At 40.7% G+C, this 25,986-nt stretch carries 27 protein-coding genes, 5 tRNA genes and 1 other annotated feature; of the genes, 8 read left to right on the forward strand and 24 right to left on the reverse strand.

The annotated features are described in order from the left end of the window. Window positions 1-325: 325 nt before the first annotated feature. The gene (locus FAY33_RS02930) at window positions 326-1,999 is read right to left on the reverse strand and encodes a S8 family peptidase (protein ID WP_185967469.1); all 1,674 of its coding nucleotides are present in this window, start codon (window positions 1,997-1,999) and stop codon (window positions 326-328) included. Window positions 2,000-2,169: 170 nt separating this feature from the next. Here FAY33_RS02930 and FAY33_RS02935 point away from each other — a divergent pair, with 170 nt between their 5' ends. Continuing rightward, window positions 2,170-3,846 (forward strand): S8 family peptidase, encoded by a 1,677-nt coding sequence (locus FAY33_RS02935; protein WP_143319256.1) that lies wholly within the window; start codon window positions 2,170-2,172, stop codon window positions 3,844-3,846. A 16-nt stretch (window positions 3,847-3,862) separates the two neighbouring features. On the opposite strand, the gene mscL is transcribed toward FAY33_RS02935, so the two are convergent. From mscL to FAY33_RS02970, 7 genes are all read right to left on the reverse strand, one after another. Beyond that, window positions 3,863-4,387: a large conductance mechanosensitive channel protein MscL gene (gene mscL / locus FAY33_RS02940; RefSeq protein WP_347562654.1), complete on the reverse strand. Its 525-nt coding sequence runs from the start codon at window positions 4,385-4,387 to the stop codon at window positions 3,863-3,865. 185 nt (window positions 4,388-4,572) lie between these two features. Next, entirely contained in the window at window positions 4,573-5,331 is a 759-nt protein-coding gene (locus FAY33_RS02945) for a glucose 1-dehydrogenase (RefSeq protein ID WP_143319258.1), read from the reverse strand. A 192-nt stretch (window positions 5,332-5,523) separates the two neighbouring features. Next, on the reverse strand, window positions 5,524-5,898 hold the full coding sequence (locus FAY33_RS02950) for a DUF1634 domain-containing protein (RefSeq protein ID WP_143319259.1): 375 nt from the start codon (window positions 5,896-5,898) through the stop codon (window positions 5,524-5,526). Then, complete coding sequence (locus FAY33_RS02955) at window positions 5,895-6,728, reverse strand: sulfite exporter TauE/SafE family protein (protein WP_143319260.1); 834 nt, start codon at window positions 6,726-6,728, stop codon at window positions 5,895-5,897. The genes FAY33_RS02950 and FAY33_RS02955 overlap by 4 nt, the downstream gene beginning before the upstream one ends. A 17-nt stretch (window positions 6,729-6,745) precedes the next feature. Beyond that, entirely contained in the window at window positions 6,746-7,465 is a 720-nt protein-coding gene (locus FAY33_RS02960) for a GntR family transcriptional regulator (RefSeq protein ID WP_143319261.1), read from the reverse strand. A gap of 101 nt (window positions 7,466-7,566) precedes the next feature. Next, the gene (locus FAY33_RS02965) at window positions 7,567-7,899 is read right to left on the reverse strand and encodes a rubredoxin-like domain-containing protein (RefSeq protein ID WP_143319262.1); all 333 of its coding nucleotides are present in this window, start codon (window positions 7,897-7,899) and stop codon (window positions 7,567-7,569) included. A 121-nt stretch (window positions 7,900-8,020) separates the two neighbouring features. Beyond that, window positions 8,021-8,386, reverse strand: coding sequence for a molecular chaperone Hsp90 (locus FAY33_RS02970; RefSeq protein ID WP_143319263.1), 366 nt, complete (start codon window positions 8,384-8,386; stop codon window positions 8,021-8,023). 508 nt (window positions 8,387-8,894) lie between these two features. Here FAY33_RS02970 and FAY33_RS02975 point away from each other — a divergent pair. Both FAY33_RS02975 and FAY33_RS02980 read left to right on the forward strand, forming a co-directional pair. Next, window positions 8,895-10,112, forward strand: coding sequence for a 6-phosphofructokinase (locus FAY33_RS02975; protein ID WP_143319264.1), 1,218 nt, complete (start codon window positions 8,895-8,897; stop codon window positions 10,110-10,112). Window positions 10,113-10,318: 206 nt separating this feature from the next. Continuing rightward, entirely contained in the window at window positions 10,319-11,995 is a 1,677-nt protein-coding gene (locus FAY33_RS02980) for a sensor domain-containing diguanylate cyclase (protein ID WP_143319265.1), read from the forward strand. A 74-nt stretch (window positions 11,996-12,069) separates the two neighbouring features. Here FAY33_RS02980 and FAY33_RS02985 read toward each other — a convergent pair. From FAY33_RS02985 to FAY33_RS02995, 3 genes are all read right to left on the reverse strand, one after another. Further along, window positions 12,070-12,153 (reverse strand) — tRNA-Leu (locus FAY33_RS02985). A 140-nt stretch (window positions 12,154-12,293) separates the two neighbouring features. Beyond that, a tRNA-Leu gene (locus FAY33_RS02990) sits at window positions 12,294-12,377 on the reverse strand. 47 nt (window positions 12,378-12,424) lie between these two features. Beyond that, window positions 12,425-12,508: transfer RNA gene (locus FAY33_RS02995), tRNA-Leu, on the reverse strand. 157 nt (window positions 12,509-12,665) lie between these two features. Here FAY33_RS02995 and FAY33_RS03000 point away from each other — a divergent pair. Together FAY33_RS03000 and FAY33_RS03005 are read left to right on the forward strand one after the other, a co-directional pair. Further along, window positions 12,666-12,749 (forward strand) — tRNA-Leu (locus tag FAY33_RS03000). Window positions 12,750-12,806: 57 nt separating this feature from the next. Further along, window positions 12,807-12,879, forward strand: a tRNA-Asn gene (locus FAY33_RS03005). A 175-nt stretch (window positions 12,880-13,054) separates the two neighbouring features. Here FAY33_RS03005 and FAY33_RS03010 read toward each other — a convergent pair. After that, a complete protein-coding gene (locus FAY33_RS03010; RefSeq protein WP_143319266.1) occupies window positions 13,055-13,258 on the reverse strand; it encodes a hypothetical protein in 204 nt (67 codons plus the stop codon). A 169-nt stretch (window positions 13,259-13,427) separates the two neighbouring features. Between FAY33_RS03010 and FAY33_RS03015 the strand changes: the two genes are divergently transcribed. Next, window positions 13,428-13,730 carry a transporter gene (locus FAY33_RS03015; RefSeq protein ID WP_143319267.1) on the forward strand — a complete coding sequence of 101 codons (303 nt, stop codon included), beginning with the start codon at window positions 13,428-13,430 and terminating at the stop codon, window positions 13,728-13,730. A 63-nt stretch (window positions 13,731-13,793) separates the two neighbouring features. Here FAY33_RS03015 and FAY33_RS03020 read toward each other — a convergent pair whose 3' ends face one another. The 5 genes from FAY33_RS03020 to infC form a co-directional block, all read right to left on the reverse strand. Beyond that, the gene (locus FAY33_RS03020) at window positions 13,794-14,081 is read right to left on the reverse strand and encodes a hypothetical protein (RefSeq protein ID WP_143319268.1); all 288 of its coding nucleotides are present in this window, start codon (window positions 14,079-14,081) and stop codon (window positions 13,794-13,796) included. A gap of 390 nt (window positions 14,082-14,471) precedes the next feature. Further along, window positions 14,472-14,651, reverse strand: coding sequence for a hypothetical protein (locus FAY33_RS03025; RefSeq protein WP_143319269.1), 180 nt, complete (start codon window positions 14,649-14,651; stop codon window positions 14,472-14,474). A 164-nt stretch (window positions 14,652-14,815) separates the two neighbouring features. Then, window positions 14,816-15,172: a 50S ribosomal protein L20 gene (gene rplT, locus FAY33_RS03030; RefSeq protein WP_143319270.1), complete on the reverse strand. Its 357-nt coding sequence runs from the start codon at window positions 15,170-15,172 to the stop codon at window positions 14,816-14,818. Window positions 15,173-15,201: 29 nt separating this feature from the next. Beyond that, window positions 15,202-15,399, reverse strand: a complete 198-nt coding sequence (gene rpmI, locus FAY33_RS03035; RefSeq protein ID WP_013272956.1) for a 50S ribosomal protein L35 — start codon at window positions 15,397-15,399, stop codon at window positions 15,202-15,204. A gap of 27 nt (window positions 15,400-15,426) precedes the next feature. After that, window positions 15,427-15,921 (reverse strand): translation initiation factor IF-3, encoded by a 495-nt coding sequence (gene infC, locus FAY33_RS03040; protein ID WP_143319271.1) that lies wholly within the window; start codon window positions 15,919-15,921, stop codon window positions 15,427-15,429. Between the two features lie 349 nt (window positions 15,922-16,270). Here infC and FAY33_RS03045 point away from each other — a divergent pair, with 349 nt between their 5' ends. After that, entirely contained in the window at window positions 16,271-16,684 is a 414-nt protein-coding gene (locus FAY33_RS03045) for an EamA family transporter (RefSeq protein WP_143319272.1), read from the forward strand. 64 nt (window positions 16,685-16,748) lie between these two features. Here FAY33_RS03045 and FAY33_RS03050 read toward each other — a convergent pair whose 3' ends face one another. The 7 genes from FAY33_RS03050 to FAY33_RS03080 form a co-directional block, all read right to left on the reverse strand. After that, window positions 16,749-17,063: a DUF1540 domain-containing protein gene (locus tag FAY33_RS03050; RefSeq protein WP_143319273.1), complete on the reverse strand. Its 315-nt coding sequence runs from the start codon at window positions 17,061-17,063 to the stop codon at window positions 16,749-16,751. A gap of 115 nt (window positions 17,064-17,178) precedes the next feature. After that, the gene (thrS, locus tag FAY33_RS03055; RefSeq protein WP_143319274.1) at window positions 17,179-19,140 is read right to left on the reverse strand and encodes a threonine--tRNA ligase; all 1,962 of its coding nucleotides are present in this window, start codon (window positions 19,138-19,140) and stop codon (window positions 17,179-17,181) included. 80 nt (window positions 19,141-19,220) lie between these two features. Next, window positions 19,221-19,436: a binding site (T-box leader), on the reverse strand. Window positions 19,437-19,503: 67 nt separating this feature from the next. Then, window positions 19,504-20,415, reverse strand: coding sequence for an AEC family transporter (locus tag FAY33_RS03060; protein ID WP_143319275.1), 912 nt, complete (start codon window positions 20,413-20,415; stop codon window positions 19,504-19,506). A 17-nt stretch (window positions 20,416-20,432) separates the two neighbouring features. After that, on the reverse strand, window positions 20,433-21,503 hold the full coding sequence (locus FAY33_RS03065; RefSeq protein WP_143319276.1) for a branched-chain amino acid aminotransferase: 1,071 nt from the start codon (window positions 21,501-21,503) through the stop codon (window positions 20,433-20,435). A 269-nt stretch (window positions 21,504-21,772) separates the two neighbouring features. After that, window positions 21,773-22,921, reverse strand: coding sequence for a lactaldehyde reductase (gene fucO / locus FAY33_RS03070; protein WP_143319277.1), 1,149 nt, complete (start codon window positions 22,919-22,921; stop codon window positions 21,773-21,775). 156 nt (window positions 22,922-23,077) lie between these two features. Continuing rightward, a complete protein-coding gene (locus FAY33_RS03075; RefSeq protein ID WP_143319278.1) occupies window positions 23,078-23,647 on the reverse strand; it encodes a TetR/AcrR family transcriptional regulator C-terminal domain-containing protein in 570 nt (189 codons plus the stop codon). A gap of 63 nt (window positions 23,648-23,710) precedes the next feature. After that, the gene (locus FAY33_RS03080; RefSeq protein ID WP_243126540.1) at window positions 23,711-24,385 is read right to left on the reverse strand and encodes a YoaK family protein; all 675 of its coding nucleotides are present in this window, start codon (window positions 24,383-24,385) and stop codon (window positions 23,711-23,713) included. 181 nt (window positions 24,386-24,566) lie between these two features. Here FAY33_RS03080 and FAY33_RS03085 point away from each other — a divergent pair, with 181 nt between their 5' ends. Then, window positions 24,567-25,967: an MATE family efflux transporter gene (locus FAY33_RS03085; RefSeq protein ID WP_143319279.1), complete on the forward strand. Its 1,401-nt coding sequence runs from the start codon at window positions 24,567-24,569 to the stop codon at window positions 25,965-25,967. Window positions 25,968-25,986 lie beyond the last annotated feature (19 nt).

Raw genomic sequence — 25,986 nt, forward strand, 5'->3', positions numbered from 1 at the left:
ATTATTAGAATTATACATAAGTTCTATTTTTAAGTCAATATTTTTTTATTATTTTATCTTGTTTCGAATTGTTTCAATTCGTCATCTGTAAATTTCGTATTTTTTTCCTGGTTTATTTAAGAATCTTTTGTAAAAACCTTACTTTCTTCTGTCTCCCAGCCGCAAAGCAAAAAAAACACCCCATCTGCAACGCCTTTGTCACAGACAGGGTATTTAAAAAGGGGAGGATAAGTATTCACTCATCTTTGGTATAATCTTATTATGACCCATTCTGGGAATATTATTCAAAAAAATTTTTTTTATGGTATGTCCCTTTTTTTCTATTTCAAATATTAGTCAATCGTTCAAATAAAGTATTGATCTGGATCTGTCCAAACCCCCATACGTTATTAGGATAGGTAAAAGAAGGATTTCTCTGCGCCCCTCTGATAATCAGGCGGTTTACATCATTTCCGGTTATATTCATATAATTTCCTCTCGGCACCGCCCATTCAAAAACCATTGCAACAATTCCCGCTGCTTGAGCCGCTGCGCACCCAGTTCCTGTTATGGTACCGTAGCGGTTTCCCGGTACTGCACATGCCAGTTGAAATCCTGGGGCAGAAATATCCGGCTTAATTAAACCAGTTCTGGTGTAACCCCTGCCTGATTCCGGCAGAATGCTGTCATTAAACTGATTATAAGCAGATACTGTCAGCGGATAGGTTGCATTACCGGGAGAGGTAATCGTCGTATCCGGATCCGGATTCAGAAAAAAAGTATTATCTGAAATCAGATCTCCGGAAGGAAGCCAGGCATGAAAGGAAAAAGCCTCATTATCCAGATTTGCCACACGGAGGGACCAGATACCAGGAAGAGGATTCTGAAAGCGCATTAGTATTAACTGGTCCCCGGTCTCCTCTTCAAATATATAATTATTAACCCATACCCCACTTTCATTGAAAGAAAATGTGAATTCCCTGCATTCTCCAAGAGATGGCAGAACAATTCCTGTAGACTCCTGATTCGGTGCAATAATCTCAACGGACAGCCTGGCAGGAGCAAAGGGCCAGAGCTCAATGGAAAATACAGTATCATTTTCTCCCACACTTAATTCAAAGGTATCCACATAAGGCTCTGTCACTGTATTCCTAAAATAATGTCTGTTTTTATTCGCCTCATTTCCTGTCGCAATAATTATCCCTGTATGGGGCTGCTGTGCCAGCAGATTTGTATAATAGCTGGTTGCTCCCCTTCCGTCATGGCTTGACTGACTGGTCCCCATTGCAATACAGATTACCACTGGGCGGTTAAGCCTTAATCCCATGGAAACCACATAATTAATGCCAATGATTAAATCGGATTCCTGATAGCATTCCGCGTCTTGGGGAACAAAAAAAATCCGTTTTAAGTTTTCCTTGGCAGGCTTTAATTTCACAATTACCAGATCGGCTTCTGGAACCACACCGCTAAACGACTGTTCCAGGTTCGGTTTTCCGGCAATCACACTTGCGATTCCAGTTCCATGACCATTGGTATCAACAGAAGGCACAATGGAAAGCGGATTTTCTGATCGCAATGCCACGTTAATATGTTCTCTGGTATATTCCGTACCATATGTAAACCCTTCAGGAGGAGGTCCTGTCTGTATGGTCTGATCCCACAAAGACAAAATTCTTGTAGTACCATCATTATATAAAAATGCCTGATGCTGATAATCAATTCCAGTATCAATCACTGCCACAAGAATGCCTCTTCCAAATAGGGCAAGATACGGATTCCTCTGAACAGTTCCGATTCCGGATTTTTCAAGGCTGATGGCTGAATTCAGGGTGAGAACGGAAGGAAAAGAATTATAGGGATAAGTTCCCAGATCACACGGCGCCCCAGGAACACTGGAAATATGAGCAAGGGAATGCCTCAGATTCATGTTTGTAATGTTGTCTCCTGTATCATAATTTGGAATCAGCACATTGCTGATTATCAAATCATAATAGTTTTCATCTACTATTTTCTCCACGGCCAGGCCTCCCATCTGCCACTATGGCACATATGGTATATTTTATGCAACCGGACTTCTATTATGAGCACAAGAATGATGGCAACTATCATAAAAGGAGATTCATATCAAAGACAGAATCGCATAAAATATATCAAATGTCTATAAGACCGGAAGTGGGAGGAAGAAAAATGAAAAAAATATTGGACGACAATTACTACGATCTGATCATTAATAATTCCTTGATCCCTGAATTCAGCAGCGGAGATAATATTACATGGTTGAACACGGATTATTCTCTCCTTCATATTACAAGAGCCGATAAACAGCCCTGCGATCTGGGGTTTTACCCATATTATGTTTTTTCTTCCTTATATACTCCAACCTCTGTGATTACTCCAGATGCACAGCCAGTGCAAGGCACCCGGCAGCCAGACCATTTCCCCCTCATGGGACAGGGGGTATTAATTGGGATTGTGGACACTGGTGTCGACTACCGGCACTCTGCTTTTCTAAACAGAGACCGGACTACCAGAATCATCTCCATCTGGGATCAGACGACACAGACCGGTGCTCCTCCCAATGGTTTCACTTTCGGAACGGAATATACCAGACCAGTAATCAATGATGCACTCCGTTATGCCGAACCTTTGTCCGTCTTGCCTTTCACAGACCTGACCGGACACGGTACAGCAATTGCCAGCATTATCGCCGGTTCTCCTAATGAAAATCAGTCCTTCTCCGGAGTTGTTCCCAACTCAGAACTGGTTATTGTAAAGCTGAAAGAAGCGAAAAATAACTTAAAAATGATCTTCAAGGTTCCAGAGGATAAACTATGCTATCAGGAGTCAGATATTATTCTTGGTGTCCGGTATCTGATCTCTGTCGGACAAAGGCTGAAACGCCCCATTGTTATCTGCCTTGCCATGGGCAGCAATCAGGGAAGCCACGATGGAAGAAGTGCACTTAGCACATTTCTTGAAAATGTAGTCCAGATTCCAGATATCGGTATTGTCATATCCGCTGGAAACCAGGGGAACACCAACCGCCACTACTTCGGACAAAATTATTTTTCTCCTCATGTCAAAGACTTTCAGTTGAATATAAGCCCGGAAGATTCTATGTTTTCGATGGAAATATGGCCTCACGTTCCAGGAAGACTCTCCATCGAAGTAACCGCACCTAACGGAGAGCTGATCTCTCAGATAAATCCTTCTTTTGACGCCTGTGAGCAATATACTCTTCAATCAAGTGACAGTATTTTATGGATCAACAATATGGCTTTTGAACGGGGAACCGGAGATCAGCTAATCTTAATCCGTTTTCAAAAACCACTATCCGGAATCTGGAATTTTCATCTGGAAAGTACAGATGACGAACCTTTTTCCATTCACTCCTGGCTCCCCGGCGGAGATTTGATTTCTGAGGGTACTTTTTTTCTCCTGCCCAATCCGGATACCACCATTACGGCTCCTGGCAACGCCTGGCATCCCCTTACCGTAACAGCTTATAACCAGCTCACGGAAAACATTCTGGACAGTTCCGGCAGAGGCTATACCAGAAGCGGTATCGTAAAGCCAAACGTGGCTGCCCCTGGATATGAAATTCTCTGTGCACTTCCAGGAAACCAGTATGGAAAGCTGACCGGAACCGGCGCTGCTGCTGCAGGTGCTGCAGGCGCATGTGCCATTGTTTTTGAATGGACACAAGGGAAAGGCAACTTTACTTATATTGCCGGTGACCAGATCAACCTGATGCTCATGAGAGCCGCAAGAAGACCCCCTTCTTATAACTATCCCAATAATATCTGGGGATATGGAATTGTTGATGTATACAAACTGCTGGACCGTCTTTCCAGTGACAGGTAACCAGGCTGTATAAAAATTATTGCTGGCTATTGCCGGAAGAACCGCTCTGCTCATTTTGCTCATTCAACTGACTGGTACAATATGGGCAGCGGGTTGCATTGACAGGAATCTGTTTATAGCAATGAGGACATTGTTTCTCCTGGGAAACCATGGCATTGGCCGATTGCCCTTTCTGCGGCTGCTGAGCAATAATCTGCTGGGTTTTTCCTCGCAATTTATTAATTGCTTTTACCATAAGGAAAATAACAACTGCCATAATAAGAAAATTAATTACAGAAGTAATAAATGCTCCATATGCAAATACTGGTCCCAGAGAACTGGCTGCAGCCAGAGTTGAAATATCAGCGCCTTCCTGTGGTGTATAAAGAAGTAGAAACTTATTTGTAAAATCTACTCCACCAGTAATAACACCGATCATCGGAGAGATAATATCCTTTACCAGCGAATTAACAATTGCCTGAAAAGCGGCTCCAATAATGACGCCGACTGCCAGATCAATTACATTGCCTCTCAATATAAATTCTTTAAACTCATTTATCATTGGCTTTTTTTTGCTCATAGTCCTTATTCCTTTCCCATTTTTATTCCGTCTCTTCCCCGGAAACATTCTTTTTTATCATGTATAAATGCAAAGAAAAATATTCATTGGCTTTCTCTAACAAAATATGATGTACCTTCCTTAAAAAAGAAAAAGTCTGCAGCCGCTGACGGCTGCAGACATGAATCTTAAACAGCAGTATACCCTCCGTCCACCGGCAAGATCACTCCAGTCACATAAGAAGATTCATCACTTCCTAAAAAGATGGCGGCTGCATTGAGTTCTCCTTCTTTTCCATACCTGCCTAACGGAACAGTTGTCTTCATATAGCTGGTAAATTCTGATGTATTCAATGTATCCACGGTCAGTTCGGTTGCAAAATATCCAGGGCAGATGGCATTGCATGTAATATTATGTTTTGCAAGTTCCGCTGCAACTGCACGGGTAAAGTTAACCACACCTCCCTTGGAAGCATGATAGGCAACTGTATCAATGGCTGTATTTCCAACCAGACCATACATGGAAGCTATATTAATAATTCTGCCATATTTCTTTTCTATCATATGCCTGGAAAAAGCTCTGGTAACCTTAAAAACACTGGTCAGATCTGTATCAATCGTAAAATCCCATTCATCGTCTGTCATTGTCACAACGCCTGCATTCTTTGCAGAGCCTGCGCAATTCACAAGTATATCAACCTTGCCGAACTTTTTAATCACAGCTTCTGCTGCTGCATCGACGGACTCTGTATCCGTAACATCACATCGAACGGACAGCACCTCTTTGCCAAAAGATCTGATTTTTTCTGCCACCTGTTCAAGCTTTTCCACTCTTCTTGCCATAATTACCACATCAGCCCCCTGTGCAGCAAACCCTTCTGCCATCTGTGCGCCAAGACCGGAGGAAGCACCAGAAACAACACAAACCCTTCCATTTAAGTCGAACATAATTTTACCCCTTTCTATACGAACACCTGTTATTTTCTGTTATTTACAATATTTTACCTTATTGTGTTAGATATGTCAATAAATTATAGCAAGTATAGCCATCATTCCTCAACTTATTATCACTTATGCAACAGTTCTTGTATGAAACCAATTATTAATGCACAAAAAGAGCAAGCAGAGTTTAAACAGATATCATTCATTATTACCCATTAAGAAACTAATTATTAAAATAACAAACACAGTCGCTGTAATGACCACATACAAATAATCCTTTTCTCTAAAAAAAGTAACGATGGACACCCCTACCCTTATAACGGGAGTAAGTACTAATACAAACAAACCACTTAAAATAACTGCATATGGTTTAAGGTCTAAAAATCCTTTGCCAATCTCAAGCATGGAAGTTGGAAACGTTGCTCCGGGATAACCACTATTACCCGTTATCAAAAACAATACCAGTCCCAAGGCAGTAATGCCTGCACTAACTGCTACACCTATTCTCAACGTTTTGCTGATCAGGATCTCTGCATCTTCAAGATTCTTATCTTCTAAGTCTCTTTCACTCATAGCCTTATACCTTTCATAATCATCTCAACGGAAACGTAAAACAGAACCGGAATAAAAATCCATCTTAAAGTTGTACTTTTCAAGCGCTGCATAATCCTTGTCCCAAGTGCAGCTCCTAAAAGGACTCCAAGTGCCACAGGAGCCGCAACTTTAGGATCCATATTCCCTCTTGCCAGATAGATCGCGGCACTTGCTGCTGCCGTAACTCCAATCATAAAATTGCTTGTGGCAGTGGAGACTTTCATCGGAAGCTTCATAAAGGAGTCCATTGCCATCACTTTGAATACGCCGCTTCCAATTCCTAAAAGCCCGGAGATTACTCCAGCAGCATACATCATGGAGAAGCCGCCAAATACACCTGTCACATGGTAATCCACAGGCTGATGAAGCGCTTTGTCATAATAACTTCCATTCAGTCTCAGCTTGTCTGCCATAGGACTGGAAGAAAAGCCCTGAGGAAGTTCCTGCTTCCTCTTTTGAAACATATGAAAAGCAGAATACAGCAATAACAGTCCGAAAATCAAGTACAGTAACTTTGTACTGACAAACCCTGCAATCATAGCTCCTGTCAAAGCTCCTGTTGTAGTTGCAATCTCTAAAAACATCCCGACTCTCACATTGGTTATCCTGTCTTTTAAGTATGCAATTGCAGAACCGCTTGAGGTTGCAATCACAGACACAATACTTGCACCAATGGCATATTTAATATCAATGCCAAGAAGAAGTGTCAGAGCCGGAGTGATAATTATTCCTCCTCCAAGTCCCAGCAGGGAACCGATCAATCCTGCTAATACCGATAATAGCAGAATCTCAACTGTCATAGAAATCATCTTATTATATCCACCTTTTATCTTAATTTCAAATCTACTGAAAATGTAAATTTATCGCTTCTTATCACAGACACACGATACTCTATAGGCATGTCCTTCAAATCATAAGTGATGCGCTTTATTAAAAAACCTGGCATTCCCTCACTGATCTCCAATAATCTGGAGTAATAAGAATCTGTGATACACGCATCAAGGGATTCCTTTGCCCTGGAAATCCTGCATCCATAGGTATCTTCCAGCAGATCATAAATAGACATATGTTCCAGATCATATGTCTCAATGGCTGGAACAAGTTCTGAGGGAATATAGGAATCTTCAACAATTACGGGAGAATAATCCAGCTTCCTGATACGGGTAATCCGCCTCACCGTATGATCAGAAGAAAGCTGAAGTGCCTTCTGTGCTTCTCCATCTCTTAATTCTTTTATTCCCAGAAGTTCTGAATTCTTATTTAATTCACCATGGTCTCTTCCAAAACTATAGAACTTAAACAGGCTCTGTTCAATCTTTGGCTGGCTTACATAGGAACCCTTTCCCTTTTCTGTAATAATCAATCCTTCACTTTGGAGCTTTTTCACTGCATTCCGTACCGTAGCCCTGGTAACCCCAAATTCTTTAACAAGTTCATTCTCTGATGGAATCGGCTGGTTGGGAAGATATGTTTTCGAAAGGATTCTTTCCAGAAGTTCATGATATATCTGCAGATAATAGGGAAATCCATTATTTTTTTCAATCATAGAATCACCTCTTGATTACTTGTGTATACATGTTATATTATAACATGTTTTTCCTTTTCGTCAATATCAAAGAGACGCCTTATAGACGTCTCTTTGGTTAATTAGTATTTTCCTAATTTCATATGTCCTGCAAGTTCTGTTTTACATCTCTGTTTGATTACCCATGCCTCGTTCTTAGCCTGTGTAAATGCAGCCAGACATTTTGGATCTAAATTATCCTCAATTCCTTCTTGACTGAGCTTAATAATCTTCTCTGCCAATGTAATAACTTCCATATGGATTGCATTGGTGCGGTCAGAACGATAGATCTTTTCTGAGTCCTCTGCACTAACTTCCTCGAACTTGTCTGCTCCCATATTGCATTTTGGACACTTTTCCGGAGCAGTCTCTCCCTCATAAACATAGCCGCATACAGTACATCTGAATAACTTCATATAAACATGCCTCCTTATATTGAAAAAATTAATCACTTTCTGATCAATATAAGTATCACTCACGATGACTTATTTGTCAATCACTGGGATAAAATTTTATACAATATTTTTGGCTGCCTGATTAAGCATGTCCCAGGATGGCATCTTTCTTTTTCAGAATTGCATCTACTGCAGAGCAGGCTTCACAATCACAATATTTTCCGCCGGCAGATTTAATTTCTTTTGCATGGTCCAAAATGGATTTTGCAGTTTCTGCACCAAAGACCTGAATGCCATCTTCGGATCCGGCAAATCCGATCAAACCATCAATTAATTCAATATCCTCTTCCAGTTCTTTCATATACCGTCTGGTCTCGGCTTCTTCATTTTCCGTTCCCACAGCCGCCAGCCAGGCCTCTGCCGCTTCCTTTGCTTCACTGCAGCATGAGGGAGCCTTCATCAATTCACGGTTTTTTTCAACTACATAATCTAACATTTCTTTTTCCATAAGGGATATGCCTTCTTTCTTTTAAATTTCCCCTATAATTTAGCATAATTATTTTAGTATTGCAATCTGAGGATGAATTTAATCGTTAATCCTCCGCATACTAATACTGTTTGTTAAGTAAATGAAACCGCACAATTAACATTAAAACTCATTCACATTTTCTTAACAAAATACAAAAATTATTTACAAGTTCTACAAACTCTTTTCATATCTATCCCTTATACTTATATTCATAAACAAGAGCAACCCAATCCCTTGTTTTAATAAAACTTTTTTTCATAACTCGCCGGTGAAACCCACATTTCACCGGCTCCTCCCTTTTAGGGTCTTTATTATTCTGATCTACCTGTCCTGTTTTCCCAGTCAAAAACAATCATATTAAGAAATTCTTCTTCAATTCTTAATATACATAAGCCATTATTGCAGGGATGACCGTTGCAAAGATCTGCGTTCTATTATAGAATAGGAAGCGTGCCTGTGGCATATGCAAATCTGGAGGACATTATACATGAAGAAAAATGCAATCGTAGGACAATCAGGCGGCCCTACCGCTGTGATTAACGCAAGCCTTTACGGAATTATTAAAGAAGGAATGGCTCACAAGGATATTGACCGGATATTTGGCATGATCCACGGAATCGAAGGATTTATGTCTGGTAACTATATGGATTTAACGAAAGACTTAACAACAGAAGAACTGGAGTTGCTAAAACTTACACCTGCCGCTTATTTAGGCTCCTGCCGCTATAAGCTTCCTGATGACCTTTCCTCTCCTTTCTACCCGGCATTATTTGAAAAGTTCCGTGCCATGGAAATTGGATACTTCTTTTACATCGGGGGAAATGATTCCATGGATACCGTCAGCAAGCTTTCCAAGTATGCCGCTCATCATCAGAGTGACATTCGTTTTATTGGAATACCAAAAACCATTGATAACGATCTGATCTTTACTGATCACACTCCCGGATATGGTAGCGCTGCCAAATATGTGGCAAATACAGTTCGTGAAATCGTTCTTGATGCGTCTGTTTATCAGCAAAAATCTGTCACTGTCATTGAAATTATGGGGCGTCATGCGGGCTGGCTGACCGCGGCGGCGGCAATGGCAAGAAAGTTTAAGGGAGATAACCCGGTACTAATCTACCTGCCTGAGTCTGATTTTGAATTTAAGAAATTTGCTGCTGATATTGAAGCTGCACTCTCAAAAAACAACTCTGTTGTGGTATGTATCTCGGAAGGAATCTCTGATTCTAACGGAAAATTCATCTGCGAGTATGCGGATGATGTCCCAACTGATTCTTTCGGACACAAGATGCTGGCTGGAAGTGGTAAGGTTCTGGACAACTTTATCCGCAACCGTTTTGGAGTAAAGGTACGCTCCGTCGAATTAAGCGTCAGCCAGCGGTGCAGCGGAATGCTTGCATCTGCTGTTGATATTGAAGAATCCGTTCAGGCGGGCTCAGAAGGCATCAAGGCCGCATTAAAAGGAGATACGGGTATCATGATCGCCTTTGAACGCACAGCCGCCTCTCCTTATTCCATGAGGTGTGTGGCAGTTGATGTCAATCAGGTCTGCAATAAGGAAAAACAATTTCCATTGGAATGGATCAACGATGAGGGAACTGATGTTACTGATGATTTTCTCACTTATGCTCTCCCGCTTATTCAAGGCGAACCACAACGGCAGATATCACAGGGACTCCCACTCTACCTCTGCCGAAAATAGACAATCTGCATAACAATTGAAAAGAACCGGATCATCTGACTGTTATAATAACTGCAGACGATCCGGTTCTTTCAGTTTCGAATAACAGATCGAATAAAATATTTTTTTGTTTTTTGTAATTATTGTTGCATGTTTTCACTGCATGTCTCATATATTCTTAATAAAGCCTATTTATATTTGATAAGCACTTATGGGAGAAAGTGAAAATGAACGGAGAATCTCTTTTAGACCGCATACCCTGCGGCATACTCAAGCTAAGTGTTCAAGAACCTTTTACAATTCATTACTGCAACCAAGCCATTAAGACCTGGTTTCACTCGCCCACAGTATTAAAAGATCTGGTGTATGGAACCGATTATGCAGCTCTTGCCAGTGACATTCAAAACCATCTTTCAGAGGACATCCATCGTTTCCTATTAGAATTTAAAACTACAGGGGGAAAAAACTGCACCTGGTTTTCCATGGAAATAAATTTTATATCCGAGGAAAACATCTTATATTGTGCCGTTACAGATATTACAGAAATAAAACAATCCCAGGAACGTCTTCAACTCAGGGAAGAACAATATCGTCTTGCAACCCAGCACTCAAGCTGTCTTGTGACTATTTATGATATCTCCTCCCGCACTATTTTTCCAACTCCTGAGTTTTCCAGAATCTTTCCAGCCCCCCATGCCCAGCCGCTTCAACCAAAACTGCTTATTGAAAAGGGTGTGATACATAAGGAAAGTACCGATGACTTTTTAACTTTTTTTCAATCCATGGAAAATGGAAAACCTGAAGGAAAATGTATGATACGGCTAAAAACCGAAGATTCTTTCCGTTGGTTTTCCACCCGCTATTCCCTTGTATACACAAAAAAACAAGATCCTGTCCGAAGCATTATTTCTTTCCAGGATGTCACTGATGAATACGAAAAAGAACTGGCATACCAGCAGTGGATGGAATATATGGAAGAAGAGAAAAAAGACTGCATTGGATATTATGAGTATAATCTAAAATTAGATCTCTTTGAGGAAATAATCGGAGAATTGACAAACAAATTACCCCCTCATACCACCAATTCTTTTTCGGATATTATAGGTATTCTTGCAGAACAATATATCTATCCAGAGGATCAGGAAGCCTATCTTCACTTTTTTAACAAAGATCAGTTGCTGTATCATTATTACAGGGGCAACCGCTCCCTTCGCCTGGAACACCGCCGGCTTTCAAATGACGGCAGAACCTTCTGGGCTCTTGCTACCGTGCAGATTGTTCTGGACCCTTACACCGATGCTATTAAAGCATTTATTCTGGTCAAAGATATTGATGCCACCAAACGGGAAGCTATTACCTTGCAGGAATTGTCGGAAATGGATTCCTTAACCGGATTGCTAAACCGCGCCACTGCCATCAGAACAATCCGACATACCTTGAAGAATTCCCAAAATCACCATATTCTTATCATGCTGGATATCGACCGTTTTAAGCAGTTAAATGATAACTATGGGCATCAGTTTGGGGATAAGGCACTTCGCCGTGCTGCTTCCAGATTAAAATCCGCTTTGAGGCGGGAAGATATCTTCGGTCGTCTTGGAGGGGATGAATTTGTTATTCTTTTAAAGGGCGTTTCTTATGACATGGACCTGTATTCGCGTTTGGAAAAACTATGTAATTTAATAGAGAGTGCACTGGAACCGGAAATCCACATCTCAGGAAGTCTTGGAACCGCTTCCTATCCAGAAGACGGAACCACCTTTGAAGAGCTCTATGAAAAGGCTGACATCGCCCTGTATCACGCAAAAAAACACGGTAGAAACCAGTATTCTGTTTATGAAACCGGAATGTGCATGAAAGAATCAGATCCGCTAAATGCGGTTACCGAAGCGTTGCCGCTCTAAGGTTTAGAGACATGGAATCAAATATAAGATCTTACACAAAAAAAGTTCTGTGGAATCCACAGAACTTTTTTCAATGCAGAAGAAGGGACTTGAACCCTCAAGGTATTGCTACCACACGGACCTGAACCGTGCGCGTCTGCCAATTCCGCCACTTCTGCTGAACAATTGTATTAATTGAACAATCAATTGATACAAATATGGTACTATACTTTTTCAAATTAATCAAGCACTTTTTTAATCCTTTTACTTCCTGTAAGATAAAAAAAGAATCTCTTGCTTAGAGATTCCAAAAAAGTAATGCGGGAGATGGGACTTGAACCCACACGATCATACAACCACAAGATCCTTAGTCTTGCCTGTCTGCCAATTCCAGCACTCCCGCATGTCATTAAGAAAAACCAAACAGCCATGACATTCTGTAAGGCTTCGTGCAGAAGAAGGGACTTGAACCCTCAAGGTATTGCTACCACACGGACCTGAACCGTGCGCGTCTGCCAATTCCGCCACTTCTGCATTCGTTGTGCTCTTTCGCAACAACATAAGCTATTATATTATACAAGCATGTTTCTGTCAACATCTTTTTCCAAATATTTTCAAATTCTTTTTTTGTATATATTTTTTTAAAAACATTGACAATTTCTTGCAGAAGTGGTAAGATAACATTCGTTGCGCGGGAGTGCTGGAATTGGCAGACAGGCAAGACTAAGGATCTTGTGTCTGTATAGACGTGTGGGTTCAAGTCCCATCTCCCGCATTTTTTTATTTTTTACCCTTGACATCTTTTTAGATGCGAGTATAATAGGTCATATATTCCTCGATAGCTCAGTTGGTAGAGCAAACGGCTGTTAACCGTTGGGTCGTAGGTTCAAGTCCTACTCGGGGAGTTTTATCTTAATCACACCAGAATCTGGTGTGATTTTTTGTAAATAAACATATTTCTTCTAATAAGCGAATAATATAAAACGTACATACCTGTCAAGGTGGTACTTAGAAGTCTTCAGACTTCTATACTGCAAAGCGGAAAGCCTCCATCTCCTGTAGGTTTTCCGTTTTTCCATTTTAGCAGCAGTCATTATTATTGTTCTGGTTTTTCCAACGGCATTTCGGATCATTACAGCCATCACGATATCCGGCAAGGTATGCTTTTCTCTTAGCTTCTTCCCAGCTATTGTTGTTGTCACACCCGCAATCATGATTCCCATTGTTTCCGCAGTTATTATTACAGTTCCAGCGATTATTGCAAAATCCCCAAAAGCAACCCATCGTATAAACCTCCTTTCTTTTTCATACTTTATTATATGAAAACCTTAGACAAGGCGTGAATTCATGTCCTTTTCCATCAAAAAATTTATAATTTAATCCCTCTTTTCATTAACTTCATCCCACATTACTCATATATTATTAGTATCAAAAATAAAAAGGATGGAATCTTATGCCCCCATTTTTTCCGAATAACCGGCCAGGAGGCAATGCCGCACCAATGGGTCCCCCTCCATCACGGGCTCCGCAAAAGCCTGCACAAACACGTTCCAATACACGAATGGTGGACTCTGGCTCTATCATGTATTGCACCGGGCGTTTCACCTATATATGGCTTCGTAATGGCCAGGAATTCTGGTTCTTCCCCATTCAGGTCTGGAGAAATACCATATCGGGATTCCGGTGGGACCGGAGATTTGGCTGGTCTTATACTGGAATTTCTTTAAATCGAATCGACATGTTCACCTGTTCTTGAAACATTTCTAAAAATCAACAAAGCGGAAGGCTCATTTACACAAGCCTTCCGCCTATCTTCCTGCTACTGGTTATTCGTTTCCTGGCAGGTGTAATTTGGATTATAGTTTGGATCATAGTTATAATCATAGTTATAGTCATAGTCATAGTTGTAATAGTTATTGTAATCATTGCATTCACTGGAATCATTTATCTGACCGCACTCATTGCAATCATTTGAATTATCAGACCAGTTACACGGAGCATTTCTGCAACCGTCTCTATATCCGGCACAATACGCTTCTCTCAGTTCTCGTTGATTCCAGTTATTCCTGCAGTTACTTCTGCAGCCTCCCCAATTAAAACAACACATATCTTTCACTCCCTTTTATATTTATTTACACTACATTATATGGGACAAAAACGCAGGGTGTGAAAGCGCTCCTTATGGTTAATCCCATCGGTCTATTTTGTATATAACAGTTCCTGTTTCTGATTCCACCTTAAATATTTCATTCCACTCACTTCCGCCATAAAGTTTTATCCCGCAGGCAGATGCAGATTCAAATCCATCTATTTTTTCATTCTTTGAATAAGCTTCAATGGTAGCTCTGATTTAAAATAGCTCTGATTTAAAATCTCCGGAAATAATCCATTGCTCTCTCTCCCATTGATACCATACCTGTCTTTCGCTCCTTTTAACATAAAATGAACCACTTGTTATCTTATTCATAGGGTTCTCCTTATTGTCTTCAAAGCTAAACTATATGATTATATTTCCCAGCAATAAAGCCACTCCAAAACCATTGTCTCCTACACCATCTCCATTATAATGGGCTTCTGCTTTCCCCTTCTTCTCTTGTCCACATCCTACAAGAAGAAGTGCTGCAGTCAATAAAATCATAGAGACTCTATATTTTTTATTCATTATTTTCAAATTCATATATTCTCCTTTTTACATATTCAATCACTTACCTCATATAAAACATATGTTACTCACAACCACTTAGTATACTCTCCCAACTCTTTCCTTTATTACCTTTTTCTTTCTTTAAAGATACTAAAAAAACCCCGCAGACATAATATCTGCGGGGTATCTATATACAATTAAGCAATTTTTGTCTTTACTAATTCTGCTAACTTTGCAAATCCTTCTGCATCATTTACAGCCATATCAGCTAAAACTTTTCTGTTTAAATCAACACCAGCTAATTTTAAACCGTGCATAAATACGCTGTAAGATACACCGTTGATGCGAGCTGCTGCATTAATACGAGCAATCCATAACTGTCTGAACTGTCTCTTTCTTTCTTTTCTACCTGCATATGAGCTTGTTAATGCTCTCATTACAGACTGTTTTGCTACTCTATACTGTTTGGAACGAGCGCCTCTATAGCCTTTAGCCATCTTTAACACTCTGTTATGTCTTTTTTTAGCGTTCATACCGCCTTTAATTCTTGCCATCGGTCTTTCCTCCTTCTTAACTTAAAATCCTATAAATATGGTAAAATCTTCTTCATTACTTTTGCATTCGTTGCATCTGTAACAATATCTTTTCTAAGGTTTCTTTTTCTCTTAGTGGATTTCTTAGTTAAGATGTGAGATTTGTAAGCTTTATTTCTTACAAGCTTTCCCGTTCCTGTAACTTTGAAACGTTTTGCAGCCGATTTGCTTGTTTTTAATTTAGGCATTGTATTTTCCTCCTTGATAATGTTCTTTTAGCGTTTTGCGGATAAAAACATAACCATGCTTCTTCCTTCTACCTTAGATGGCTTATCAATTGTTGCAATATCCGCTAATTTCTCAGCGAAATCTTCCAGAATATATCTGGACTTTGACATATGTGCCATCTCACGACCTCTGAAACGTAAGGTTACCTTAACTTTATCTCCCTTTTCGAGGAACTTCCTTGCGGCGCTCATCTTTGTATTCAAATCATTCGTGTCAATATTCGGAGATAAACGAACTTCTTTTATTTCGATTACCTTCTGTTTCTTTTTAGCTTCTTTTTCTTTTCTCGCCAGTTCATATCTATATTTTCCGTAGTCAATAATTTTACAAACCGGTGGTTTTGCTGTTGGAGCGATCTTAACTAAATCGAGTTCTGCTTCCTTCGCCAGTTGCAGCGCATCTTTCAAAAGCATTATTCCCAGTTTCTCTCCATTTTCACCAATCAACAGAACTTCTTTATCTCTGATCTGTTCATTAATCATTAAATCGCTAATTGTCGTGCACCTCCATTATATAGTGTGTGTTGGCCGGAATCCACATTGCTTGCCATAGGCATAAAAAAAAGTAGATAGACAAACGCTATCCACCACCAAAGTCTCTACACAGTATACCTATGTATCAAAGGCTATTAACCAGGGACACTTACTCGTGCCATGGTGAGGCGGATACCTACTTTCCTGTCTGTTGTTTCCACAACTTAGATTATAATACTATAAATCCTTCCATCTGTCAACATGTTTTTTACAGGTTACAAAATCCTTTGTTCTTGTATTATACCACAGACAGCGCTACAATACTATTGGATCATTTAAATAAAAGGGAGGTCTTTCTATGTGGTTTGTTTTAGCACTTCTTTCTTCTGTTTTTGCTGCATTCACTTCTATTCTGGCAAAAATGGGAATTGAACATGTAAACTCCAATCTGGCTACTGCCATACGGACATTTGTAGTCTTAATTATGGCATGGGGAATTGTTTTTTTAACCGGCAGCCAAAGCGGTATCTCTGAAATCAGCAAAAGAAGCTGGCTTTTTCTCATCCTATCAGGTCTTGCAACCGGAGCATCCTGGCTTTGTTACTATAAGGCAATACAGATCGGAGAGGTATCAAAAGTTGTTCCTATTGATAAATTCAGTATTGTACTTACGGTCTTTCTTGCTTTTCTTATTCTGCATGAGCAGATAACACTTTATAAGCTTATAGGTATTGTCCTGATTACCGCAGGCACCTTTATTATGATTCTATAGATTTCGTCTTTATGAAACAGAAAAGATACGCCAATCCCACCTCGTAGCGTATCTTTTCTGGATTCTATCTGGTCTTAAATGTGGAGCACTCCGTATGCTCTGACTGGCTGGCGCCGTCTCCTGCGATTCCGATATGCTCTGCGGAACAGTGACGTCCTTCATTATAAACACAGTTTACCGCTTCGCAATCTACTTCCAGCCGACTCTCCGGTGTCTGAAATAAATTATGAAAAGAACCATCTTTATTCTCATCAAAACTTCCACAGCATGTATCATAGGTATCTTTTGCCTGAGAACCTTCTACAATAATTGCAGATTTACAGCAAAAATTATCAGAATTGTGAAGGCAATTTGTTACATTACAATCTAATTTTGTCATTGCATCTTTCCTCCTGGCATTCTTATTGAGATATTCTTTCAGGAAGTAGTATGCACAGCAGGAAAGGAAACTATTCTAGTGAAATTGTTCCTTCCCTGCCAGTAAACATTTTAATTTATTTTCCTTCTTCTACCACAGCTACTTTTTTGATTTCTTTTGTTCGAATTTCACGACAAATTTCATCCATAAATTCATTAAGCGGACGCTGACCTTCATCACCATGAAAGCGGCTGCGGACAGACACAACTTGTTCCTCTTCCTCTTTCTGACCAACAACCAGCATATATGGAATCTTCTCAAGACGTGCTTCCCGGATCTTATATCCGATCTTTTCTGCACGTTCATCAACGGTTGCAAGAATTCCATTATCCTTTAAACCGGCAACAACCTTCTGGGCATAATCATGATACTTCTCTGAGATTGGAAGTACACGCACCTGCTCGGGGCATAACCAGGTAGGGAATGCAGCCTCATATTTTTCAATCAGCCATGCAAGGGTTCTTTCGTAACAGCCAATGGAAGTTCTGTGAATAATATAAGGACGTTTTTTTGTTCCGTCTTTATCCACAAAGCTCATATCGAAACGTTCTGCAAGGAACATATCAAGCTGAATGGTAATCATGGTATCTTCCTTACCATACACATTCTTTGCCTGAATATCAAGCTTTGGTCCGTAGAATGCAGCTTCTCCAACTGCTTCTGTATACTCAATTCCAATATGATCAAGAATCTTGCGCATCATATCCTGCACTTCATCCCACATCTTAGCATTGCCCATATAGTGGCTGGCATTATCCGGATCCCATTTGGACATCTGATAAGTTACATCGCCCTCCAGCCCCAGAGTGGTCAGACAATATTTTGCCAGATCCACACAGCCTTTGAATTCCTCTTCGATCTGATCTGGGCGAACAACAAGATGACCTTCGGAAATAGTAAACTGGCGGACACGGGTAAGACCGTGCATTTCTCCAGAGTCCTCGTTACGGAACAAGGTAGAGGTCTCGCCATATCTGCATGGCAGATCCCGATAGGACTTCTGGCTTTGTTTATATACATAATACTGGAATGGACAAGTCATGGGACGAAGGGCAAATACCTCGTCATCCTTTTCCTCATCCCCAAGGACGAACATTCCTTCCTTATAATGATCCCAGTGATCAGAAATAACGTATAAATCTTTTTTTGCCATGAGAGGAGTCTTTGTTCTCATGTAGCCTCTCTTTTCCTCTTCATCCTCAATCCATCTCTGCAGAGTCTGAATAATCTTTGCTCCCTTAGGCATGAGAAGTGGAAGACCCTGGCCGATTACATCAACGGTTGCAAAAAGTTCAAGATCCCGTCCCAGTTTGTTATGGTCACGGTTTTTGATGTTTGCCAGATATTCCAGGTATTCATTTAATTCATCTTTCTTCGCAAAAGCAGTTCCGTATACACGTGTCAGCATGGCATTTTTCTCGCTGCCTCTCCAGTAAGCACCAGAAGAGGATGTTAGTTTAAATGCCTTAATAGACTTTGTACTCATCAGATGAGGTCCTGCACATAAATCAGTAAAATCACCCTGGCGGTAAAAAGAGATCTCTTCTCCCTCAGGAAGATCCTGGATCAGCTCCACTTTATATGGCTCACCCTTTTCTTCCATGAATTTAACAGCTTCTTCTCTTGGAAGAGTGAAGCGTTCAATCTTCGCTCCTTCTTTTATGATCTTTTTCATCTCTGCTTCGATTTTATCAAGGTCTTCTCTTGAAAAAGAAGGAATATCAAAGTCATAATAAAAACCATTTTCAATGGAGGGTCCAATGGCAAGCTTTGCTTCCGGGTAAAGTCTTTTCACTGCCTGAGCCAGAATGTGACTGGCGGTATGACGGTATGCAGAAAGCCCTGCCGGATCACTCACGGTTAATATACTTAAATTACAGTCGGTATCAACGACTGTTCTCAAATCTACTACCCTTCCATCTATTTCACCTGCGCAGGCATTTCTTGCCAGGCCTTCGCTTATATCAGAAGCGATTTCGATCACTGATAAAGCATGTTCATACTCTTTGACTGAGCCGTCTTTTAATGTAATCTTCATTTGCCATCAATCTCCTTTACATTGTTGTGATATATTCCATATCTAAATAAAAAAAGTCCCTTTCCATATGCTTCCATACAGAAAGGGACGATTAATCATAATAAATCGCGGTTCCACCCTAGCTTGAGTGAACAAAAAATGTTCAAACCACTTCATTTGATGATAACGGAATCACCGTTCCCGATTAAGGGACACTCCAAGATGGTCTTCTCATAACATTCCGGTAAAGCACTTTCACCAAATGTGCTTCTCTCTGGACGTTCCTGTAATGATACTGTTCTTGTCAACGTATTTTCTTATTCTTTTCTATGTCTAAATTATAGCATGGTAAAACAGTTTGTCAAGCTTCGTAAAATATTTTTCTTATAAAAGCAAGATCAACGCCGTTGTAATCGTTACAATACTGATAATTATGGACAGGGAATTGACAGCACTGGCTGTTCCCACATCTCCTTTTAATGCCCCGGTAAACGCAGGTGCAACAGAGGATACCGGTCCTAGACTTACAATCGCCAGAGCCCTTCTGATTTCCAGATCAAAGGGTGCCAGGAGAAAAAACGACATGGACACCAAAATTGCAATAAAATATCTGGCTGACAAAAGCTTGATGATCTGAGCCATCTTTTCTTTTTCCATTCTTACCTCAAAACCAATGCCTAACATGAAAAGAGCCAAAAAAGCATTGGCACTTCCAGCCGTATCGGAAAGGCTGATAATTACATCAGGAAGCTTAATATTTAATATGCTTAAACCTGTCATAATGACATAAGTATCAAACGGAGCGGAAGAAAACAGCTTTTTTGCCATCTTTTTTATGGAGGGCTTCCCATCTTCTCCCAAGACCATTCCTGCCATAGAATAAGTCATTCCTGTACACATTACTGAGTTTCCAGCATCAAAAAGACTGGTAACCGCAAATCCTACCGGACTTAAAAAGCTTTGCACAAAGGGCATGGTGAAATTCCCCACATTATATCCAGACATGTTGAGCATGGCAAATGCCTTATCTTCTTTTGATCTCCTTAAATTCATCAGATATCCTGCTGCAATGGTTAATAAATTACATAGGATTCCAATCACGCACACAAACAAAAGAGAGTTTTCCATGGTGATCTTGCTGAAATTGGAAATAATGGCTGCCGGAAGCGTAATTTTAATCACAATTCTGGAAATCAGATAAAAATCCTTTGCCTCAAAAAAGCCCACACGCTTGAGTGAATAACCTATGATAATGATCGCAACAAATGCAACCGCTTTTGTAATAACTTCCGCCATACCCTACCCTGCATCCTTTATTTTACTTCTACGCTCCAGCCTTCTGGTCCGCTTATCTCTCCAAGCTGAATTCCGGTAATGGTGTCATAAAACTTCTGGGTCAATTCCCCGATTTTTCCACCGCCAATTGCCATATGGTCCTCTTCAAACCGAAGTTCTCCCACAGGGGAAATTACGGCTGCTGTACCAGTCCCGAAACACTCTTCCATTGTTCCGTTCTTTGCTGCTGCTACCACTTCATCTACAGATACCTGCCGTTCTTCCACAGGAATGCCCCATTTACTGCAAAGGGCAATAACAGAATTTCTTGTTACACCAGGAAGTATACTTCCGTTTAACTCAGGAGTTATAACTACCCCGTTAATTTTGAAGAAAATATTCATTGCTCCTACTTCTTCAATATACTTTCTGTGAACCCCATCCAGCCAAAGCACCTGGGAATATCCCTCTTCATGAGCTTTTACCTGAGAGGCAAGAGAGGCAACATAATTTCCACCTGTCTTCGCTTCTCCGATTCCTCCTTTTACTGCCCTTACATATTCATCTTCAATCCAGATCTTAACAGGATCAAGACCGCTGGCATAATAAGCACCAACTGGCGACAAAATAATCATGAATTTATAAGTATGTGACGGTCTTACACCAAGAAATGGGTCAGTTGCAATGACAAACGGGCGGATATAAAGAGAGGTTCCAGGCTTTGTTGGAATCCAGTCCTGATCTGCGCTCACCACTGCTTTCAATGCCTCCAGAAACACCTCCTCCGGAATCTCAGGAATACAGAGCCTGTGGTTGCTTCTGTTGGCACGCTCAATGTTCTTGTCTGGACGGAATAATAAGATTCTTCCATCAGCAGTTTTATAAGCCTTTAACCCTTCAAACATTTCCTGTCCATAATGAAACACCATGGAGGAAGGATCCAGTTCCAACTTATGGTATGGTACCACTCTTGGATCATACCAGCCTTTTCCTTCTTCATAGTCCATTTCAAACATGTGATCCGTAAATATGGTTCCAAATGTCAATGGATTGTCTTCGCCTGGCTTTTCCTTCGGGCAAGTTGTTTTTTCAACTCTGATCTTCTGCATATTTGTACTTTTCCTTTCCCACACCGGCATATCTGTCAGTTTTATAATTGTTTATCATTATGTTCTAAAAAATGCGTACTGTCAAGATTTTTCAGCTTTTATCCTCTGCCGAATTGGAATTCATTCCATAACCTGCAGTTATATTTCACCAAAAGACCGTTTCATTTCTCCCTCTGTCTAAGGAAAAAGAACGAAACAGACGCAAAAAGGACGCCCGCTGTGAATAAAATCTCAGGCGTCCGGTAAGATATCGTTGTGCTTGGTTTCTCTTACATAAGTGACTGATAAAGCTTTATAATCTCATCCAGACTGGCATCTCTTGGATTGCCAGGTGCACAGGCATCTGCAACGGCAGACTCCGCAAGGAACTTAAGATCTTCTTCTTTTACAATCTCTTTTAAATCAGCAGGAATTCCTACATCAGAAGAAAGTTTTTTTACTGCATCCACAGCAGCTTTGCGATATTCCTCACAGGTCATGTGCTCTGTACCCTCTACACCAAGAGCGCGTGCAATATCCCGGTACTTTTCTCCGGTCTCACTGGCATTAAACTCCATAATTGTCGGAAGCAGAATCGCATTTCCTACTCCATGAGGGGTATCATAGACAGCGCCAAGAGCGTGTGCCATGGAGTGAACAATTCCAAGACCGCAGTTGGAAAATCCCATACCGGTAATGTACTGCCCCAGAGCCATGCCCTCTCTGCCTTCCGGAGTGTTATCCACAGCTCCACGCAGACTTTTTCCAATCAGCTCCACCGCTTTTATATTAAACATATCTGTGATCGGATTCGCTCCTTTTGTAATGTATCCTTCAATGGCATGAGTTAATGCATCCATACCAGTGGCTGCAGTCAGCCCTTTTGGCATACTGGACATCATATCAGGATCCACAACAGCAACTACAGGAATGTCATGTGGGTCTACGCAGACAAACTTCCGTTTTTTCTCCACATCCGTAATAACATAATTAATGGTAACTTCCGCTGCAGTTCCTGCAGTTGTCGGAACTGCAATAATCGGGATGCTGGGATTTTTAGTCTGGGCTGCTCCCTCCAGACTTCTCACATCAGCAAATTCCGGATTGGCAATAATAATACCGATTGCTTTTGATGTATCCATGGAAGAACCGCCGCCTATGGCAATGATATAATCAGCACCTGATTTTTTAAACGCCTCTACCCCATTTTGAACGTTCTCTATGGTAGGATTTGGCTTAATATCCGAATATATTTCATAATCCATTCCGTTTTCCTCTAAAATTTCCGTAACTTTAGAGGTAACATGAAACTTAATTAAGTCAGGATCAGAAGAAACAAAAGCCTTTTTAAACCCTCTTGTCTTTACTTCACCCGGAATTTCATGGATTGCACCTGCTCCGTGATAGGAAGTTTCATTTAATACAATTCTGCTTGCCATAATAACCTCTCCTTTTCTCCCAAATAATAATTTGCTGCTTCTGTTATTATTTTAACAAATTCACTTTAAAAAAGAAAGTTACAATCCCATATCTTTGTAACAAATATTACACAAAACAGGATTTGTAACTTTCTTTCTGTACATATCTGCTATATATCAAACCAGACCTGCCTCTGAAAATACCAAAGCCAGTCCGGGAGGCATTGCATTTGTCAGACTTTGCGCCATCTCTGCGGGACTTTGTTTCATACCGGATAACACCCATTTCACCGTCATAAAAACAGACCCTCTGCAATACATCTCCAAAAGGAACTCCATATTCTCCGAAAGGGGTTCTTGCCTTTTTCTGGTAAGCAGTTCCGTATAAAACCCCATAATCAGTTCAAAATCGTGTTCTTTTAAAGAATTATAATCATCAGAACGGAATGCTTCTGTAAAAAACACCTTCTCTTTTTTTATAAATTCAAACTTCTCACACAGGCTCTGGCACACCGTCTTCTCCACACCGATCTGCCGGAACGATTCCAGCACCAGCTTATCAAAGTACCAGTTTATCAAATCATACTTGTCCTTAAAATTGCGATAAAAGGTCTGTCTGGTCATCCCACAGCCATCTACAATATTCTGAACTGTAATTTTATCTACAGGTCTGTTTTTCATGCAGTCCTTTATGGAGTCAGCCAGCCGGTATTTGGTTTTCTCAATTTTACTCAGAATCTCTGCCATATTCCGCTCCTGTCCTCTTTTTATAAATTATTTTACCATACAAAAATTAGTTCTGCTCTAAAACTACTGTTTTTTTTCCTCAATGAACATCATCAAAAATACGGCTGCCAGAAGCCCGCAGGAAAACCAGATTGTTTTTTCTGCAAAATACGGAGTCAGATAACTTCCAGCCGCCGCACCTACTGCAAAAAACAAAATAACACCATAATAGCGCAGGCTTTTTACAAGGCTCTCTCTATCCTTTGTATGGCGGTAACGGTACAGCATCTCCGTCGCACTTCTCAAATTACCTATGCACATAGTGCTTGCGAATGTATTTCCCTGCACTTTCCGAAATGCTTCAACCTGCATGGCACAGACAAAAGACACCAGGGCATTGGCCGCAGTATTAAGGGACTGGGGAAGCAGCCCAACAAAAAACAGCAGCAGAATCTCAATTAAAACAACCACCTGCCTCCAGTGAAGCAGTCTGTATTCTTTAAAAATCCCCCGTATGGTCTCCGATATATAAATTCCAGCAGCAAATGCCAGAATTGGAAGCAGATACCGCAGTGCCATGTGGAAATCCCGCTTCATGATATGGTAACCAAAAATAATCACATTGCCGGTCTGGGCATTGGCAAATACCTCTCCTCTGAAATAATAAGTATACGCATCCTGAAGACCCCCTGAAAGCGTGAGAAGTATGGCAGTCGGCATTGCCTCTGACATCTGCCCCCTTGCCCAATCTTTAAACATTTGTATCACCAGCCTTTCAAAACAATAATATACCACATTTCATTCTGAATGGGAACTTGGATTTGCCTATATCGCAAAATATCTGTAGTTCTCTCAAAATTCAGCCAAATATTCGTATCTTTTTTTCTTCATTTGAATTATGCTTACTATACTAGAATGATCTACAAAAAGGAGATATAACATGTCACCCAAAGCAAGCTTATCCGCCAAGGATGAGAAATTCCGCGTTTTTGCACTGCATGCCAGCATGTGGAGAGTTGTCCTCTACGTCGGCGCTCCTCTGGCACTATACCAGAGTCTGAACCAGTTTTTTAAGATTTTTGACTCCATGATGGCAGCCCATATCAGCGCCAACTCTGTTTCGGCAGTGGCTTATTTATCTCAGATCAATCTGACTCTTTCTGCTCTTGGGGGAGGACTTGCCATTGGTTCCAGCTTAAAGATCAGCGAAGCCTATGGAGCCGGTGATTTTGAACTGGTTAAAAAAAGGGTAAGCAGTCTCTTTGCCATGTGCGGGATTCTGGGCGCTGTTATACTGCTTATTTTAATTCCTGCTGCTCCCCAGTTTCTTAAACTTGCCAAAACACCAGACATCTTTATTGCAGAAGGAACCCAGTATTTCCGGCTGGAGCTGATTGGAATGGTTATTAACTTTTTTAATAACGTCTATATTGCCATTGAAAGGGCAAGAGGAAACTCAAAACGGATTCTTCACTTAAACTTAGGGGTGATTGCCATAAAGCTGGGAATGACTGCCCTGTTTGTATATGTACTGGAGGCAGGAATCAATATGATCTCTACAGCAACCATCATATCCCAGTGTTTCCTGCTTTTTGCAGCAGTCATTAATCTGAATCAAAAAGACAACGCATTTGGGTTTTCCTTTCACAGTATCAGCTTAAAAGCAGAAACAACGAAACCGATGATAACCCTTTCCATTCCTATCATTATTGAAAAAATAGCTTTTTCCTTTGGAAAAGTTATCATTAACTCCATGAGCACGATTTACAGCGCTCTGACCGTGGGAGCACTTGGAATCTCCAACAATATAGGCGGCATCACAACCATGCCGCAGAACGGGTTTCAGGAAGGCGGCTCTGCCATCATCAGCCAGAACATGGGCGCAGGAAAACCAAAAAGGGCATTGAAAGCCTTTTTGTGTATTCTGATTATTAATATCATAATAGGGACAGTACTCATGTCCTTTTCCCTGGTGTTTTTAAACCAGATCAGTACCCTTTTTGCCGGAGAAGACGCAGAATTCAGAGACATGATTTCCTCTATCTACCGCTATGAAGCTTATGGTGCCATTCCCCTTGGCATCAATGCGTCTGTATTGGCACTGCTCTATGGTTTTGGAAAAACCAGGATTACCCTGGCAATTAACTTCTGCCGTATATTTATCTTCCGGGTTCCTGTTCTATGGTTTTTACAAAGTTTTACGGACCTTGGAAGTGCCAGTTTGGGAATTGTTATGGGATTTAGTAATATTGCCACGGGATTAATGGCTCTTATTATCGGAATCCTTGAAGTTCTCAGAATCTGTAAGAAATACCAGATAAGCAGACCTTTTAAAGATTAAAGATTCTCTATACAGCAAA

The organism is Clostridium sp. HBUAS56010 (genome assembly GCF_007115105.1).
GTDB lineage: Bacteria > Bacillota > Clostridia > Lachnospirales > Lachnospiraceae > Lacrimispora.

Bases quoted from the DNA above. Each gene is read 5' to 3' on its own strand.
- FAY33_RS03060 (WP_143319275.1), bottom strand. From the start codon at position 20,415: ATGGCGGAAGTTATTACAAAAGCGGTTGCATTTGTTGCGATCATTATC.
- FAY33_RS03010 (WP_143319266.1), bottom strand. From the start codon at position 13,258: ATGGGTTGCTTTTGGGGATTTTGCAATAATCGCTGGAACTGTAATAAT.
- mscL (WP_347562654.1), bottom strand. From the start codon at position 4,387: ATGATAAATGAGTTTAAAGAATTTATATTGAGAGGCAATGTAATTGAT.
- FAY33_RS02975 (WP_143319264.1), top strand. From the start codon at position 8,895: ATGAAGAAAAATGCAATCGTAGGACAATCAGGCGGCCCTACCGCTGTG.
- rplT (WP_143319270.1), bottom strand. From the start codon at position 15,172: ATGGCAAGAATTAAAGGCGGTATGAACGCTAAAAAAAGACATAACAGA.
- rpmI (WP_013272956.1), bottom strand. From the start codon at position 15,399: ATGCCTAAATTAAAAACAAGCAAATCGGCTGCAAAACGTTTCAAAGTT.
- FAY33_RS03045 (WP_143319272.1), top strand. From the start codon at position 16,271: ATGTGGTTTGTTTTAGCACTTCTTTCTTCTGTTTTTGCTGCATTCACT.
- thrS (WP_143319274.1), bottom strand. From the start codon at position 19,140: ATGAAGATTACATTAAAAGACGGCTCAGTCAAAGAGTATGAACATGCT.
- FAY33_RS03085 (WP_143319279.1), top strand. From the start codon at position 24,567: ATGTCACCCAAAGCAAGCTTATCCGCCAAGGATGAGAAATTCCGCGTT.
- FAY33_RS03015 (WP_143319267.1), top strand. From the start codon at position 13,428: ATGCCCCCATTTTTTCCGAATAACCGGCCAGGAGGCAATGCCGCACCA.
- FAY33_RS03080 (WP_243126540.1), bottom strand. From the start codon at position 24,385: ATGTTTAAAGATTGGGCAAGGGGGCAGATGTCAGAGGCAATGCCGACT.
- FAY33_RS02945 (WP_143319258.1), bottom strand. From the start codon at position 5,331: ATGTTCGACTTAAATGGAAGGGTTTGTGTTGTTTCTGGTGCTTCCTCC.
- FAY33_RS02965 (WP_143319262.1), bottom strand. From the start codon at position 7,899: ATGAAGTTATTCAGATGTACTGTATGCGGCTATGTTTATGAGGGAGAG.
- FAY33_RS03050 (WP_143319273.1), bottom strand. From the start codon at position 17,063: ATGACAAAATTAGATTGTAATGTAACAAATTGCCTTCACAATTCTGAT.
- FAY33_RS02935 (WP_143319256.1), top strand. From the start codon at position 2,170: ATGAAAAAAATATTGGACGACAATTACTACGATCTGATCATTAATAAT.
- FAY33_RS02955 (WP_143319260.1), bottom strand. From the start codon at position 6,728: ATGATTTCTATGACAGTTGAGATTCTGCTATTATCGGTATTAGCAGGA.
- FAY33_RS03020 (WP_143319268.1), bottom strand. From the start codon at position 14,081: ATGTGTTGTTTTAATTGGGGAGGCTGCAGAAGTAACTGCAGGAATAAC.
- FAY33_RS02960 (WP_143319261.1), bottom strand. From the start codon at position 7,465: ATGATTGAAAAAAATAATGGATTTCCCTATTATCTGCAGATATATCAT.
- FAY33_RS03075 (WP_143319278.1), bottom strand. From the start codon at position 23,647: ATGGCAGAGATTCTGAGTAAAATTGAGAAAACCAAATACCGGCTGGCT.
- fucO (WP_143319277.1), bottom strand. From the start codon at position 22,921: ATGGCAAGCAGAATTGTATTAAATGAAACTTCCTATCACGGAGCAGGT.
- FAY33_RS03065 (WP_143319276.1), bottom strand. From the start codon at position 21,503: ATGCAGAAGATCAGAGTTGAAAAAACAACTTGCCCGAAGGAAAAGCCA.
- FAY33_RS03025 (WP_143319269.1), bottom strand. From the start codon at position 14,651: ATGAATTTGAAAATAATGAATAAAAAATATAGAGTCTCTATGATTTTA.
- FAY33_RS02980 (WP_143319265.1), top strand. From the start codon at position 10,319: ATGAACGGAGAATCTCTTTTAGACCGCATACCCTGCGGCATACTCAAG.
- FAY33_RS02970 (WP_143319263.1), bottom strand. From the start codon at position 8,386: ATGGAAAAAGAAATGTTAGATTATGTAGTTGAAAAAAACCGTGAATTG.
- infC (WP_143319271.1), bottom strand. From the start codon at position 15,921: ATGATTAATGAACAGATCAGAGATAAAGAAGTTCTGTTGATTGGTGAA.
- FAY33_RS02950 (WP_143319259.1), bottom strand. From the start codon at position 5,898: ATGAGTGAAAGAGACTTAGAAGATAAGAATCTTGAAGATGCAGAGATC.